The organism is Pseudonocardia halophobica (assembly GCF_027922425.1).
Lineage (GTDB): Bacteria > Actinomycetota > Actinomycetes > Mycobacteriales > Pseudonocardiaceae > Pseudonocardia > Pseudonocardia halophobica.
The window spans coordinates 83,915-97,964 of sequence record NZ_BSFQ01000016.1; the positions used below are offsets into that span (position 1 = coordinate 83,915).

Annotated in this window: 13 protein-coding genes and 1 pseudogene; 4 read left to right on the top strand and 10 right to left on the bottom strand. The window is 75.9% G+C overall.

Features of this window, described 5'->3' with window-relative positions:
* Positions 1-84: 84 nt before the first annotated feature.
* Positions 85-1,512 (bottom strand): IS1380 family transposase, encoded by a 1,428-nt coding sequence (locus PKE99_RS19460; protein ID WP_037047270.1) that lies wholly within the window; start codon positions 1,510-1,512, stop codon positions 85-87.
* Between the two features lie 263 nt (positions 1,513-1,775).
* Here PKE99_RS19460 and PKE99_RS39610 point away from each other — a divergent pair, with 263 nt between their 5' ends.
* The gene (locus PKE99_RS39610; protein WP_425566520.1) at positions 1,776-2,270 is read left to right on the top strand and encodes a MerR family transcriptional regulator; all 495 of its coding nucleotides are present in this window, start codon (positions 1,776-1,778) and stop codon (positions 2,268-2,270) included.
* An 18-nt stretch (positions 2,271-2,288) separates the two neighbouring features.
* Here the strand turns inward: PKE99_RS39610 and PKE99_RS19470 are convergent, their stop codons facing one another.
* The 4 genes from PKE99_RS19470 to PKE99_RS19485 all read right to left on the bottom strand — a co-directional run bounded on the left by PKE99_RS19470 (position 2,289) and on the right by PKE99_RS19485 (position 5,250).
* Entirely contained in the window at positions 2,289-2,582 is a 294-nt protein-coding gene (locus PKE99_RS19470) for a WhiB family transcriptional regulator (protein ID WP_037047439.1), read from the bottom strand.
* Between the two features lie 247 nt (positions 2,583-2,829).
* A complete protein-coding gene (locus PKE99_RS19475; protein WP_037047268.1) occupies positions 2,830-3,396 on the bottom strand; it encodes a Dps family protein in 567 nt (188 codons plus the stop codon).
* A 61-nt stretch (positions 3,397-3,457) separates the two neighbouring features.
* Positions 3,458-4,282 (bottom strand): sigma-70 family RNA polymerase sigma factor, encoded by an 825-nt coding sequence (locus tag PKE99_RS19480; protein ID WP_051737628.1) that lies wholly within the window; start codon positions 4,280-4,282, stop codon positions 3,458-3,460.
* A 155-nt stretch (positions 4,283-4,437) separates the two neighbouring features.
* Entirely contained in the window at positions 4,438-5,250 is an 813-nt protein-coding gene (locus tag PKE99_RS19485) for a YhjD/YihY/BrkB family envelope integrity protein (protein ID WP_037047436.1), read from the bottom strand.
* Positions 5,251-5,460: 210 nt separating this feature from the next.
* On the opposite strand from PKE99_RS19485, the pseudogene PKE99_RS38845 reads away from it, so the two are divergent.
* Positions 5,461-5,817, top strand: a pseudogene (locus tag PKE99_RS38845) (CDP-alcohol phosphatidyltransferase family protein); the annotation flags it as partial.
* A 37-nt stretch (positions 5,818-5,854) separates the two neighbouring features.
* Here the strand turns inward: PKE99_RS38845 and PKE99_RS19495 are convergent.
* Together PKE99_RS19495 and PKE99_RS19500 are read right to left on the bottom strand one after the other, a co-directional pair.
* Positions 5,855-7,423 (bottom strand): phytoene desaturase family protein, encoded by a 1,569-nt coding sequence (locus tag PKE99_RS19495; RefSeq protein ID WP_231498256.1) that lies wholly within the window; start codon positions 7,421-7,423, stop codon positions 5,855-5,857.
* Between the two features lie 5 nt (positions 7,424-7,428).
* Complete coding sequence (locus PKE99_RS19500) at positions 7,429-8,553, bottom strand: glycosyltransferase family 2 protein (RefSeq protein WP_037047266.1); 1,125 nt, start codon at positions 8,551-8,553, stop codon at positions 7,429-7,431.
* 143 nt (positions 8,554-8,696) lie between these two features.
* Here PKE99_RS19500 and PKE99_RS19505 point away from each other — a divergent pair, with 143 nt between their 5' ends.
* Both PKE99_RS19505 and PKE99_RS19510 read left to right on the top strand, forming a co-directional pair.
* On the top strand, positions 8,697-9,482 hold the full coding sequence (locus PKE99_RS19505) for a carotenoid biosynthesis protein (RefSeq protein ID WP_231498255.1): 786 nt from the start codon (positions 8,697-8,699) through the stop codon (positions 9,480-9,482).
* Complete coding sequence (locus PKE99_RS19510; RefSeq protein ID WP_037047265.1) at positions 9,479-11,026, top strand: FAD-dependent oxidoreductase; 1,548 nt, start codon at positions 9,479-9,481, stop codon at positions 11,024-11,026. Before PKE99_RS19505 ends, PKE99_RS19510 begins: the two co-directional genes overlap by 4 nt.
* Before the next feature lie 9 nt (positions 11,027-11,035).
* Here the strand turns inward: PKE99_RS19510 and PKE99_RS19515 are convergent, their stop codons facing one another.
* The 3 genes from PKE99_RS19515 to PKE99_RS19525 all read right to left on the bottom strand — a co-directional run bounded on the left by PKE99_RS19515 (position 11,036) and on the right by PKE99_RS19525 (position 13,966).
* A complete protein-coding gene (locus tag PKE99_RS19515; RefSeq protein ID WP_051737605.1) occupies positions 11,036-12,082 on the bottom strand; it encodes a YihY/virulence factor BrkB family protein in 1,047 nt (348 codons plus the stop codon).
* A 51-nt stretch (positions 12,083-12,133) separates the two neighbouring features.
* Positions 12,134-13,486 (bottom strand): NAD(P)/FAD-dependent oxidoreductase, encoded by a 1,353-nt coding sequence (locus tag PKE99_RS19520; protein WP_081924225.1) that lies wholly within the window; start codon positions 13,484-13,486, stop codon positions 12,134-12,136.
* An 81-nt stretch (positions 13,487-13,567) separates the two neighbouring features.
* On the bottom strand, positions 13,568-13,966 hold the full coding sequence (locus PKE99_RS19525) for a VOC family protein (RefSeq protein WP_037047263.1): 399 nt from the start codon (positions 13,964-13,966) through the stop codon (positions 13,568-13,570).
* Between the last annotated feature and the right edge of the window lie 84 nt (positions 13,967-14,050).

Below are 14,050 nucleotides of genomic sequence, written 5' to 3' on the forward strand. Positions count from 1 at the left end.
CTCGTGGTGATAGGCGCAGGGCGTGAGAGGTCCGCGGGCGGGCTCCGAGGTCCTGGTCGTGGGCGGGTAGCGGGCGGCGTGGGGTCAGCCGGAGGGCTCGGGCAGTGCGCGTAGGCGGGTCAGCGCGGTGAGCAGGCCGCTGGCCCAGGGCCAGCCGGTGGGCAGGCGCAGTCGCTGACCGCGGGCGTGGTGGACCAGCCGGGCCGGGACGGCCAGGTAGCGGCGGCGCAGCGTTTTGATCGTCTGTCGGGCGGTCGCGGCGATCCCGCCGAGCCGGGCGGTCCAGCGGGCGAGGTTGTGCGCGATGGTCTGCAGGACCAGCCAGGCTTGGTTGGTCCCGAACTGGCCCGAGGGCAGGTGGTTGAGCCCGAACCCGTACTTCAGATCACGGATGGCCAGCTCGACCTCGGCGTGGCCGCGGTGGAAGACGTCAAGCTCCACGAGGTCGCCGGGCTGGTCGGTGATGAACGGGTGGTATTCGAAGGTCGGGAACAACTCCTGCTGGGCGGGATCGACCCGGCCGGCCCGGCCGGCCCGGCCGGCCCGGCCGGCCCGGCCGGCCCCGCGTTCGCGGATGCCGGGCGGGGTCGGGGTGCGGCGCACGATCAGCCGCACCCGCAGCCCGTTGCCCCGCCAGTTCGAGTCGGGGGTGGGCCGATGCTGGTCGAACACGACCCAGTCCAGTTCGGTGACCGCGGCGCCGGGTTCGAAGTAGGGCACCGGGGTCCAGCGGTGTTCGGGGACCGCGGTGATCGCCGCGCGCATCCGGCCGAGCATGCGGGCACCGATGGAGAACCCGACCCCGCGGCGGCGGCACGCCGCGAGGACTTCGGCCAGGTAGAACCCCGAATCCGCGCGCAACACCACCGGCCCGGACCGGTCCGCGGCGGCCCGGGCCTGCTCGAGGCGGGCCAGGGTCTCGGCCACGAACGACCCGGCCCCGGTGGCGTCGTTGGACCGCCCGCGGCGCAGCCGGGCGTGCAGCACGTCCCCGGTGCCGGCGAGCACGGCCAACAGCGGGTGATAGCCGCGCCGCCCGGTGCGCATCACCTGCCGCGCCCCGGCTTTGGCCAGCCCGTAGGTCTCGACCAGGGTGGCGTCGATATCGACCACCACCGGCGCCGCCCCACCGGCCAGCGCCCCTGCAGCAGCGGCGCGCACGACCAGCCGGCGGGCGACCGCGTCGAGCTGGCGAGCATGGCCCCAACTCATCGACCGCAGAAACGTCCCCACGGTCGAAGGTGCCGCCACCCGATGTCCGAGCACCGCCGCGGTCGCTCCGGCCCGCAGCGCGTCGACATCGTCGATGCAGTCCCCACCCGCCAGCGCGGAATGGATCACCGTCAAACACTTCTCAGCCGCATGCGGACCCGCGCGGACCTGCGTGTCCAGCAGCTCAGGCAGGCCCAACCGCTGTCCCAGCGTCGCGGGCAACACCAGCCCGGCTCCTGCGATCAGCGACGCGTCGTCCGCGGTCACCGACAGGCGGTCGAGTACGTGCGATGCTGACACCAAGAGGGTGCTCCCTTGCTCCGGACCGACTGCTGGCGTGAGAACCGCAATCGTCCAGCTCAGGAGCACCCTCTACCTACGCACCACGCCGAACCCGCGCCGAGCCCGGTGGATTCAGGCTGAGGCGGACGGTGCCGCCGCACTCCGGGCCCGGATTCCTCCGGTTCTCTTGCCTGAACCTACAGCAGCTGCTACAAGTTTCTTCGATGCACGACGTTCGTTCGTGACCGGGAGAGGGAGCGCGAGGAGGGACGCGGGAGGTCGTGGCCAACCAGCTGAGCAGGCTCGACGACGAGGACTACCCGTCCGTGTCCATGGGTCAGGCGGCCGAGCTCCTCGGCGTCCAGCCCGCGTTCCTGCGCAGCCTGGACACCGCCGGGGTGCTGCACCCGCACCGCACCGGCGGCGGGCACCGCCGGTACTCGCGGCGTCAGCTCACGCTCGCCGGCCGGCTGCGGGAGCTGCTCGACGACGGCCACACCCTCGCCTCCGCGCAGACCATCGCCGACCTCGAGGACCGGCTGGTCGTCAGCGACCGGGCCCGCGAGCAGGCGGACGACGCCCGCCGCGAGGCCGAGAGCGCCCGCCGCGAGGCGGACGACGCCCGGGACCGCGCGGCCGAGGCGCTCGACACCGCCCGCTCGGACCTGCAGGATCGCGTCGACGAGCTGGCCCGCGCGCGGGCGCAGCTCGACGACGCCCGCGACGAGATCGAGGACCTCACCAGCAGGCTCAAGGCGGACCCGGGGGCGCTCTGACGCCGATGGTCAGGGCCGTCAGGTGCGCGGCCGGCGGCGTTGTGGCCGGGTGATCGCCAGCCGCTCGTGCTCGGAGAGCCCGCCCCACACGCCGTAGGGCTCGTCGACGCTGAGCGCGTGGCGGCGGCACTCGTCGAGCACCGGGCAGCCGCGGCAGATCTCCTTCGCCCGGGTCTCGCGGCGGGCCCGGGCCGGGCCGCGTTCGCGTTCCGGGTGGAAGAAGACCTCGCTGTCCATGCCGCGGCACGCCGCGGCCTTCTGCCAGTCCCACGTCTCGACCACGGGCAGGGGGAGACGGCGCGTGTCAGCCACGGCGCCACCCCCGGATGCCGCCGGGCGCACGATCGGGAGCGCCGGCACACCGCCGACGCTCGGGGGGTCGGGACCAGGGAGGGGTCCCGTGGGCGTCCCGGCGACGCGCGGCGCGCCGGGATTTTGTTGTGTCGTACATCGCTCACCAGCCTGGGAGGAGCCGGTAGCGGGGCGCTCGCAGACTAACCGCGCGGGGGCCGTCCCGCCGGACGGGCGGCCCGGCCGGGCCGCCCGTCCGGCGCGGGGGTCAGCGGCCGGCGGCCTTCGCCGCGTCGACCTCGGTGTCCGCGCTCGCCGAGCGCAGGGAGCCGTCGGCGTTCTCCAGGTGGGCGCGGACGAACCACTGGTACTGCTCGAGCTCGCCGGCCTGGGCGATGAGCATGTCCTGGGTGACCGGGTCCGGCTCCTCGGTCTTCTCGATCGCGGTGCGGTGGTCCTCGATCACGCCGGCGTAGACGAGGTCGAGGGCGCCGAGGTGGGCGATCGCGTCGCTCCGGCCGATCGAGTAGTCGTCCCAGCTGCGCTGCGCGACCAGGGCGCCCGGGGTCCCGCAGGGCGAGCCGCCGAGGGTGGCGATCCGCTCGGCGACGTCGTCGACCATCCCGCGGACGCCCTCCACCTGGGGGTCGAGCATGGTGTGCACCGCGATGAAGTTCGGCCCGACCACGTTCCAGTGCACGTGCTTGAGCGTCAGCGCCAGGTCGTTGAGGGCGTTCAGGCGGTCCTGCAGGAGGGTGACGACCTCGGCGGCCTGGTCGGTCTTCATGCCGGGGACGGTGTAGTGGATCTGCTGACGGGACTCGGTGCTGGTCATGGTGTCCTTCCTGTCGTCCCGGTTCAGGGGTCTCCTGTGGGATAGGTCCGGAACGCGCTCGTCAAACGTGGTGTCCAACGTGGTGTCCCGCGTGGTCCCGTGTGGCGTGGGCCCGCAGGGTCGCGAGGCTGCGGGCGAGCAGCCGCGAGACGTGCATCTGCGAGATCCCGACCCGGCGCGCGATCTCCGACTGGGTCAGCTGGTCGACGAACCGCAGGCCGACGATGGTCCGCTCGCGTTCGGGCAGGGCCGCGAGGAGCGGGCGCAGCGTGGCGCGGTCCTCGGCGCGGTCGAGGGCGGCGTCGAGGTCGCCGAGCCGGGCGTCGTCGGGCTCGCCGGGGCCGCGCCGTTCGTCGAGCGAGTCCGCGGCCTGGTAGCCCTGGGCGAGCAGGACCTCCAGCACGACCTCGCGGTCGACGCCGAGGGCCTCGGCGATCTCGCTGGGCCGCGGCGACCGGCCCAGGCGTTGGTGGAGGGCGGAGGTCTCGCGGTTGACCCGGGTGGCCATCTCCTTGACCCGGCGCGGCACCCGGACGACCCAGGTCCGGTCGCGGACGTGGTGCAGGAACTCGCCGCGGATGCACGGGACGAGGTAGCCGACGAAGTCCGTGCCGTCGCCGCGTTCGGGGTCCCACCGGTCGACGGCCGTGAGCAGGGCGAGCCGCGCGACCTGGAGCAGGTCGTCGTAGGCCGCCGGGGAGGCGCCGGCCTGCCCGCGGGCCATCCGCTCGGCGATGGGCAGGTAGGCCTCCGCGATCGAGTTGCGCAGCGCGCTCCGGCGCGGGTCGTCCGCCGCCATGGCGTGCAGGGTGCGCAGGCGCGGGAGCTGCGCGGAGTGCCGGCTGCCGGGGCGGGTGTCCGCGCGGGAATCCGTCCGGGAATCCATCCCGGTCTCGGTCCGGGTTTCTGCCGCCGGGGGCGCCACGGCCGTCATGTCCGCTCCGTCCGTCCGGGTCCGACCGCGGGCGCGTACCGCGCCACACGTTGTTCATGTCGAGCATGACCCGGGATCGGGCCCCGCGCGAGTCGACGCGGGGGAAGTCAGCCGCGCAGGACGTCGTCGGCCACGAGCGTGGCCCGGTAGCCCGCGAGCAGCAGGACGTGCAGCAGGTAGAGCCACAGCGCGAGCGCCGACACCGCGCCGACGATCGGGAGCCCGCCGAACGGCGCCGACCACTCGACGGGGATGGCGAGGAACAGCAGGAACCCCTGCAGGAACCCGGCGAGCACGGACCCGGTGCCGAACCCGCCGAGCAGTAGCGCCTTCCACCCGATCCGGCCGGGGCCGACCAGCCGGAACACCAGCACCAGGGCCACCGACACGGTGACCCACACGACGTGGAAGGCGACGACCACGCCCAGCACCAGCCACCACCCGCCGCGCAGGTAGAGGGGCGCGACGAGCGGGGCGGCGGCGAGCACGGCGAGCACCAGCACGGGGGCGACGACGGCGAGCGCGAGCAGGCCCAGCCGCCCCCGCCACCCGGTGAACCGGTCCCGGGCGGGGGAGAGCTGCAGGAACGCGCGGCGCAACCCCTCGCCGTAGAGGCTGGCCGGGAAGAGCACGACGAGCGTCTGCACCCACGACATGTCGAGCGCCGTCGCGGTCAGCGTGCGCAGCGCCGCGGGGGTCCCGTGCCCGCCCGGGAGCCCGGAGATCGCGGTGTCCATGCCGGCCCGCAGCGCGTCCGGCCCGACGAGCACCCCCGCGACCCGCAACGAGACCAGCGCGAGCGGGACCAGGCCGAGCAGCCCGAAGAACGTGGCACCGGCGGCCCACAGCGCGACGTCGCTGCCCGGGAAGGACCGGGCCGTCTCGCGCAGGAGGGCGCGTGGCGTGCGTTCCGAGGTCATCGGCCGCTCCCGTGGCGGGCGCGGACCGCACGGCGGTGCGAGGCTGGCGCCGTGGAGGAGCCACGGACAGGTGCCGCGGGGTGGTCCGCCCTGCACTCCGGCGTGCGGCCGTCGGCGGTGGTGCGCGGGTGGCTGCGCCTGGTGCAGGGGCTCGCCGCGGGTCCGGCCGGCCGCGTACCCCCGGACCTGCTGTCGCTGGCGGGGGTGCTGGTGCTGGCCGGCGCGTGGGGCGCCGCCGCCGCGGGTGGGCGCTGGCCCCTGCTCGCCGCCGCGCTGGTGGTGGCCGGCGGCATCCTCGACGGGCTCGACGGCGCCGTGGCCCTGCGCACCGGCCGGGCCCGGCCGCTCGGCGCGGTCGTCGACGCCGCGGCGGACCGCGTGGGCGACCTCCTGCTGGTCGCGGTGCTGGTGGCGCTCGCTGCGCCGGTGGCGTGGGCGGTGGCCGCCGCGGCGCTGGTGCTGCTGCACGAGTACCTGCGGGCGCGGGCGCAGTCCGTCGGGATGCCCGGGGTCGGCGCGGTGACGGTGGCCGAGCGGCCGACCCGGGTGATCGTCGTGGCGGTGGCCGCGCTGGGGGCGGGGGCGCTGCCCGCGGGCACGCCGCTCACCGGCTGGGACTGGGCCATGGTGCTCGTGGTCGCCTGGACGGTCGTGGGCGTGCTGGGACTCGTGCAGCTCGTGGCGGGGATCCTGCGCGCGATCCCGCCTGACTTCCCGCCGGACCGATGAGCCCGGCCGTGATCTCGGCGGAGAGCAGCACGAGCGGCAGCCCGCCGCCCGGGTGCGCCGAGCCGCCGACCAGGTAGAGCCCGGGGACGGGGGAGCGGTTGGCCGGGCGGCGCAGCGCGGCACGCGGCCCGTGCGAGGCGGTGCCGTAGATCGCCCCGCCGGGAGCGCCCGTGTTCCGTTCGAGATCGGCCGGCGTGCGGATCTCCCGGACGCGGATCCGGTCCCGGACGTCCGTGCCGCGCGCGGCCAGCGTGGCGAGGACGTGGTCGGCGTAGCGCTCCCGCAGCCCGGGCCCGTCCCAGTCCACGCCGCGGCCGGGGTCGTGCACGGGCGCGTTGACCAGCACGAACCAGCCCTCGCCCGCGTCGTCCGGCCGGAGGGCGGGGTCGTCCGGGGCGTGCACGTAGATCGTCGGGTCGGGGACGGGCCGGGGGCGCCGCGCGAAGATCGCGTCGAACTCGGCGGCGTGGTCCCGCGGGAACCAGACGCGGTGTGCGGGGCCGGGATCGCGGCCGTCGAGGCCCAGCAGCAGGACGAACCCGGCCAGCGAGCGCGGGGCGCGGCGGAGGTCGCGGCGAGCCCGCCGCGCGGTCCCGACGGGCAGCAGCCGTTCGTAGAGCACGGAGGCGTCGGCGTTGCACACGACGACGTCGGCCGGAACCTCGTGGCCGCCGACCCGGACGCCCCGCACGGCCCCGTCCGCGACGGTCACCGCCTCGACCTCGGACCCGAGGTGCACGGCGACGCCCAGCGCCCGACACCGCTCGAGGAGCACGTCTGCGATGCGGCGCAGCCCGCCGCGGACGTACCAGCCGCCGAACCGCTGCTCGACGTACGGCGTCACGGACAGCACCGCGGGCGTGCGGCGGAAGTCCGAGCCGGAGTAGGTCGCGTAGCGGGCGAACCAGGTGCGCAGCCGCGGGTCGGGCAGGAGCGCACGACCGAGCCCGTCGAGCGTCCGCCACGGCGCGACGGCCCGCAGGTCCTGCAGCCGCGCCGACATCCGCAGCAGCGTGCGCAGGTCGAGCGGGCGGCGCAGCACGGGCTCGCCGACGAGGTCCCAGAGCCGCCCGGACCGCTCGTACAGCGCCCGCCAGGCGGCGCCGGAGCCGGGGCCGAGCGCGGCGTCGAGGGCGGCCGGCACGGCGTCCGGATCGTGCGGCATCTCGAGCCGGGTGCCGTCGCCGAACGTGTAGGCGCACACCGGATCCACCGGCTCCACGACCAGCCCGGACGGTCCGCCGGTCGCCGCGAAGACGTCCTCGAGCACTGCGGGCAGGGTGAGCAGCGAGGGTCCGGTGTCGAACGTGAACCCGCCGACCTCGGCGACGCCGAGCTTGCCGCCGTGGGTGTCCGCACGCTCGTGCAGCGCCACCTCGTGCCCCAGGGCCGCCAGCCGGGCCGCCGCGGCCAGCCCCCCGACCCCGGCGCCGACGACCACCACCCGGCTCACAGTGTGCGGCCCTTCCAGCTCAGCGTGCCCGCCCGTCGCCCCGCCCACGAGGAGGCGAGCAGCCCGAGGAGCGCGGCGATCGAGACGGGGTGGGCGGCGGCGTCGGGCCAGGTGCGGGCGCCGGTCCGGCGGGCGGCGAGCACCCGGCTCGCGACGCCCGCGGCGTACCCCAGCGCGCCCGCCCGCGAGCCGCGCAGGGCCGCGACCGCGGGCAGGACGTAGACCAGTGCGAGCAGGGCGGCCACCGCGGCTGCGCCCGGGGCGGACCCGAACGCCGCCCACAGCGACTTGCGGTAGCCCGCGGCGAGCTGCAGCCCGTCGTCGTACATCCGGCAGGTGGCGAGCGCGGAGCCGTCGGCGACCCCCGTCCGCCCGCCGGCTCGCCGGACCGCGCGGGCCAGTGCGATGTCGTCGAGCACCGCGCCGGCCACTGCCTCCCAGCCGCCGGCCCGCGCGAGCGCGGCCGCCTCGACCAGGAGGAGCTGCCCGTTGGCAGCGACCATGGACGGCCGGCCCGACCGCTCGGCGACCCGCAGCGGCAGCGTGACCAGCCAGGACCAGGCCAGCAGCGGCTGGACGAGCCGGGCGGCGACCCCCTCGGCGACCTGCCGGGGCCAGGGGCAGAGCAGGTCGAGCGGGGCGGGCCCGCGGAGCACGGCGACCGCCGCGGCCACCGCGTGCGGGGCGAGGACGACGTCCGCGTCGACGAACACCAGCACCTCCCCCCGGGCCGCGGCGGCGAGCTGGGCGCAGGCGTGCGGCTTGCCGAGCCGGCCGGGCGGGGGCGAGGTACCGGTGAGCACCCGCAGCCGCGGATCGCCGCCGGCCGCCGCCCGGACGACCGCGGCGGTGCCGTCCGTGGAGCCGTCGTCGAGCACGAGGATCTCGGCCTCCGCCAGCCCGGTCTGCGCGCACAGCGACCGGATCGTCGGGCCGATGCGGTGGGCCTCGTCGCGGGCCGGCACCAGGAGCGAGACGGGCACGGTGACCGGCGGGGGAGCGGCGGGCGGGGTGCGCAGCAGCCGTTGGTTGCGCAGCTGGTGCAGGGTGCCGAGGACGGCGAGCGCGGAGCCGGCGGTGGCCGCGGCCCGGAGCGGTCCGGGAAGGCGCGCGGCGGTCACGGCCGAACCCTAGGAGCCACCGGCCGGGCCCGCGACTCGACCACCCGGCCGGGCGTTCGAGTCGCGGACCCGTCGCACACGCGGGAAGGTCGGGGGGCCCGGGTGGCCCCGCGCCCGGTCCCGTGCCCCTGGAAGGACGACGCGTGCTCCGAACCGCTCCCCTCGTGCGCGGGCGCACGCCCGGGTTGACCTGGATGCTCGTGGCGGGCGCGGTGCTGGTCCAGATCGCCTACCCGCTCACCCCGGAGGCGCTGCGCACGCAGGTGACCGTGCTCTCGGTCGTGGTGTTCGCCGCGGCCTCGCTGTGCGACGCCACCCGGCTGCACGGCGCCCGCGGCGGCCTGCTGCTCCTCGCCGTGGCCGGCGGGGGCGGGCTGGTGGCCGAGGCCGTCGGGCTGCGCACGGGCATCCCGTTCGGCGCCTACGCCTACACCGGCACCCTGGGGCCGGAGCTGCTCGACGTGCCCGTGGTCGTGCCGCTGGCGTGGACGATGATGGCCTGGCCCGCGCTCGTCGTCGGGCGGACGCTGGCGCGGTCGCGCGTCGGCGTCGTCGCGGTCGGAGCGGTCGCGCTGGCGGCCTGGGACGTCTTCCTCGACCCGCAGATGGTCGACGCGGGGCACTGGCGCTGGCTCGACCCCGGGCCCGGGTTGCCGCTGATCCCCGGGATCCCGTTGACCAACTACGCGGGTTGGCTGCTGGTCTCCGCGCTGGTCGTCGCGGCGCTGCACGCCGTCCTGCCCGCCCACGAGCGCCCGTCCGCCCCGGCCACGGCGCTCTACCTGTGGGTCTACGGCTCCTCGGTGCTCGCCCACCTGGCCTTCTTCGGCCTGCCGGGCTCGGCGCTCGTCGGCGGCGTGCTGATGGGGGCCGTCGCCGTCCCGTTCGCCCGCGCGGCCCTGCCGCGGTTCGCGGGAGCCCGGCGATGACCGATCCGCTGACGAGCCGGGCCGCCCCGCTGCGGATGCGCCGGCGCCGCCTCGTCGTGCCCGACCCGGCGCTGCCGCGGGAGGTGCCGCCCGGGACCGAGGCGGTGGTCGTCGGGGCGGGGGTGGCGGGCGTCAGCGCCGCGGTGGTGCTCGCGGAGCGCGGTGTGCGGGTGCGGCTGCTGGAGGCCGCCGAGCACCTCGGCGGTCGGCTCGGCGCGTGGCCCGAGGTGCTGCCGGACGGGACCGAGCAGGTCGTCGAGCACGGGTTCCACGCCTTCTTCCGGCACTACTACACCTGGCGGGCGGTGCTGGGCCGGATCGATCCCGGGCTGGGGTTCCTGGGGCCGGTCGACGGCTATCCGGTGATCTCGCGGCGGTGGCCGGACGAGGACCTCTCCGGCCTGCCCGCCGCGCCGCCGCTCAACCTGCTCACGCTGATCCTGCGCTCGAAGAGCCTGAGCTGGCGGGACATGGCGGGCGCCGACCCCGACGCCGGTCGTGCCCTCCTCGCCTACGACCGCGCGACGACGACCGCGGAGCTCGACGGCGTCGACGCCGCCGCCTTCCTCGACCGGCTCGGGATGTCCGAGCGCACCCGCGGGATGCTGTTCGAGGCCTTCGCCCGGTCCTTCTTCTGCGACCAGGACGGGCTCTCCGCGGGCGAGCTGGTCGCGATGTTCCACTACTACTTCCTGGGCAACCCGGAGGGCATCGGCTTCGACGCCCCGGTCACCGACCACCGGACCGCGATCTGGGACCCGCTCGCCGCGCACCTGCGCGCGCACGGGGCGGAGGTGCGGACCGGCAGCCGGGTCACCCGCCTCGAGCCCGACGGTCAGGGGTGGCGGCTGGCCACGGACGCCGGCGACCTGACCACCCGGCACGTCGTGCTCGCCCTGGACCCCGCCGGGCTGCGCGGGCTCCTCGGGGCCTCGCCCGCGGCGGCGGCATCGGCCCCGCGGCTCGCGGCCCACTGTGCGGGGCTGGGGACCGCACCGCCCTTCGCCGTGACGCGCCTGTGGCTCGACCGGGACGTCGCGCCGGCGCGGGCGGTGTTCAGCGCGGTCAGCGGGGAGCGCACCCTCGACTCGATCACGGTGTACTCGCGGCTGGAGGCGCCGTCGGCCGAGTGGGCGGCCCGGACCGGCGGGTCGGTCGTCGAGCTGCACTCCTACGCCTGCCCCGAGCCCGACGCCAAGGCGGCGACCGGGGCGATGTACGCCGAGCTCGTCGGGCTCTGGCCGGAGGTCGGCGGGGCCGAGGTGCTGCACACCCACCAGCGGCACGAGGCCACGGCCCCGGCCTTCCCGCCGGGGCGGGCCGGGACCCGCCCGGGGGTGCGCACCGACGCCCGCGGGGTGCGCGTCGCGGGGGACTTCGTGGAGCTGCCCTACCTCGCCGGGCTCATGGAGCGGGCGGCGATGTCCGGGGTCCTGGCCGCCAACGACGTGCTCGCCGAGGCGGGCGCCGCCGCCGAACCGGTCGACGGCGTCCCGCAGCGGGGGCTGCTGGCCGGGGTGCCGCGGATCCGCGGCCGCGCCTGACCGGGCCGGCTACCGGTTCGCCCCCTGCCGGTTCTCCTTCTGCGGCTCCGGCGGGTCGGCGATGGTGTCGGCCGCCGTCGCGCCGCGCTCGCCCATCGGCAGCGGCTCGCCCTTGGTGGTGTCCTGCTCGGTCTGCCGCTCGCTCTCGGCGTTGATCTCCGCGCCCAGCAGCACGATGTAGCTGGTCAGGTACAGCCACAGCATCAGGACGATGACGCCGGCCAGGGCGCCGTAGGTCTTGTTGTAGCTGCCGAAGTTGTTCACGTAGAAGCTGAAGGCGAGACTGCCGATGATCCACAGGAGCGTCGCGACCAGCGCGCCGGTGCTGACCCAGGCGAAGCGGGGTGCGTCGCGGTCCGGGGCGACCCGGTAGACGACCGCGAGGGCCACGACCACCAGCGCCACCAGCAGCGCCCAGCGGATGATCTGCGCGACGACGAGCGCGATGCCGCCGAGGCCGAGCGCGTCGAACACCGGGGGCACGACCGCCACGAGCGCCACCGCGAGCAGCACGAACACCACCGCGCCGAGGGTCAGGGCCAGCGCGGTGCCGCGGAGCTTGAGGAACCCGCGGGTCTCCTTCTCGTCGTAGGCCAGGTTCGTGGCCTTGATCAGGTTCATCGTGCCGCCCGAGGCGCTCCACAGGGCCGCCAGGATCGACACGACCAAGCCGATGCCCAGGGCGCGGTCGCTGCTGTTGGCGACGGCGTTGAGCTGGTCGGTGATGATCGGGCGGGCGGTCTCGGGCAGGGCGGCGGCGAGGTCGTTGACCTGGGCCGCGACCTGCGCCGGATCGGCGACCAGGCCGTAGAGCGTGAGCGCCGCGATCATCGCGGGGAAGAGCGCCAGGAAGGCGAAGAAGGCGACCCCGCCCGCCAGGATCGGGACGTTGTCGTCCTTGCCCTCGGCCCAGGCCCGCTTCACCACCTGCAGCCAGCCGCGGGGCGGGATCCGCACCGGGTTGTCGGCCTCGCGCCCCGGAGGTCCGTCGTTGCGCCGGTGGTCGACGTCCCAGCTCCCGCGGCCCGCGCGTGTCGTGTCGGTTCGGCTCCTCATGTCGGGCGGGATGCCCGGCGGACGGGCCGGTGAACCGTGTCTCCCGGCGGATCAGCCCGCCTTCGCCGGTGACGTGTCCAGCGGCACGTGCTGCCCCCGCACCACGCCGAGCGCGACGGCCTGGCGGGGGAGCACGGCGTCGAGCAGCCAGTCCGTGGCGACCCGGATCCGGTTGCCCGGCATGGAGAGCAGGTGGTAGCCGCGGGTGACCGCGGTCGCGGGCAGCCCGGACAGCGGCACGCCGAGCGGGTTCGCCGCCGCGTCCACGCCGCCCAGCTCGACCACGAACCCGAGGTCGCTGTGCTTGTAGGCCCGCGGCGCGCCGTGGCCCAGCGACGCGGCCACGTTGCGGGCGGCGAGCGCGCCCTGCCGGGTGGCGTGCTGGGCGGTCATGGCGGTGGCCGAGCCGGGCCGCGTGACGTCCGGGACGGCGGCCGCGTCGCCGCAGGCCACGATGTCCGGGTGCCCGGCCACGGCCAGGTCCGTCCCGACGACGAGCCGGCCGCGCTCGGCCGGCAGGCCCAGGTCCTCGACGATCGGGTCGGGCCGCACCCCCACGCACCAGATGAGGGTGTGGGTCGGCACCTCCTCGTCGGAGTCGGTGAGGCGCACGCACTTCGGCAGCGCCTCGGCCACGGACTGGCCCATGCGGACCTCGACGCCCCGTTCGCGCAGCACCGCGTCCGCCGTGTGCGAGAGCCGCTCGTCGAGCTCGGGCAGCACCCGCTTCGCGATGTCGAGCAGCATCCAGCGCACCGGGACGTCCCGCAGCGACGGGTGGTCCTTCGCCAGCTGCGCGGTGAACGACGCGCCCTGCGCGGCCACCTCGGTGCCGGTGTAGCCGGCCCCGACCACCACGAACGTGCAGCGCGACGCCTTCTCGGCCGGGTCGCTCGCGGTGGCCGCCAGCTCGATCTGCCGGGTCATGTGGTCGCGCAGGTAGAGGGCCTCGGGCAGCCCGCGGAAGCCGTGCGCGTACTCCGCGACGCCCGGCACCGGCAGCAGCTTGTTGACGCTGCCGACCGCGAGGACGAGCCGGTCGTAGGACACCTGCCCGGTGCCGCCCTCCTGGTCGGTCCAGGTCACGGTGCGGGCGTCGACGTCGATGTGCTTCACCTCGCCGACCACGATCTCCGCGCCGCGCAGCGACTGCACGAGCGGCACCGCGATCCTCCGCGGCTCGAGCGTGCCGACCGCGACCTCGGGCAGCAGCGGCAGGTAGAGGAAGTGGTCGTTCTGGTCGATCACGGTGATGCGGGCCCGGCCGCGCAGCCGGCGCAGCAGCCCCTTCGCGGCGGTGTGCCCGGCGAACCCGGCCCCGACCACCACGACGTGCGGCAGGTTGTCGCCGGACCCCGGCGGCGGCTGCCTCCGGACCTTGCGCACCACGTCCGCGATCGCCATCTGTGCTCCTCCGTCCGCCGTGTCCCCGATCACCTGACCCCTACCCGACCATCCCGGGTTCGACACGGCAAGCGGGTCCCGTCATCCGCCCGCGGCGCGGACCCCCTCGGCGAAGTGGACGTTCTCCATGATCCCGAGGACGTTGCCGAACGGGTCGACCACGGAGGCGGTGACGAAGCCGGGGCCGCGCTCGCGGACGTCGTCGTGCTCGGTGGCGCCGCGGGCGAGCAGGTCGTCGAGGGCGGCGGCGACGTCGTCGACGGCCCAGAAGGTGATCGATCCCGCGGGGGTACCGGTCGGGTGCGGGGCGTAGGCGGCGTTCACGATCCCGAACTCGTCCTCGCGCGGGCCGAGGCGCCACTCGATGTACCCGCCCTCCACCACGAAGTAGGGCTCGGCGCCGAAGAGGTCCGAGTACCAGGCGCGCGCGGCGCCGAGGTCGGCGGCGAAGAAGTTCTGGGTGGCCATTCCCTGGAGCATGTCGTCCTCCTCGATCCGGTGTCCGGAGCGAGCATGCGCCCGGGAAGTGCTCACCGAATGAGCACTTTCCGGAGGATACTTCCG

What these genes read in the sequence shown, in the direction of transcription:
- PKE99_RS19475 (WP_037047268.1), bottom strand. Translation starts at nt 3,396, where the DNA reads ATGACCAGCACCGAGTCCCGTCAGCAGATCCACTACACCGTCCCCGGC.
- PKE99_RS19480 (WP_051737628.1), bottom strand. Translation starts at nt 4,282, where the DNA reads ATGGATTCCCGGACGGATTCCCGCGCGGACACCCGCCCCGGCAGCCGG.
- PKE99_RS19485 (WP_037047436.1), bottom strand. Translation starts at nt 5,250, where the DNA reads ATGACCTCGGAACGCACGCCACGCGCCCTCCTGCGCGAGACGGCCCGG.
- PKE99_RS19510 (WP_037047265.1), top strand. Translation starts at nt 9,479, where the DNA reads ATGACCGATCCGCTGACGAGCCGGGCCGCCCCGCTGCGGATGCGCCGG.
- PKE99_RS19515 (WP_051737605.1), bottom strand. Translation starts at nt 12,082, where the DNA reads ATGAGGAGCCGAACCGACACGACACGCGCGGGCCGCGGGAGCTGGGAC.
- PKE99_RS19520 (WP_081924225.1), bottom strand. Translation starts at nt 13,486, where the DNA reads ATGGCGATCGCGGACGTGGTGCGCAAGGTCCGGAGGCAGCCGCCGCCG.
- PKE99_RS19525 (WP_037047263.1), bottom strand. Translation starts at nt 13,966, where the DNA reads ATGCTCCAGGGAATGGCCACCCAGAACTTCTTCGCCGCCGACCTCGGC.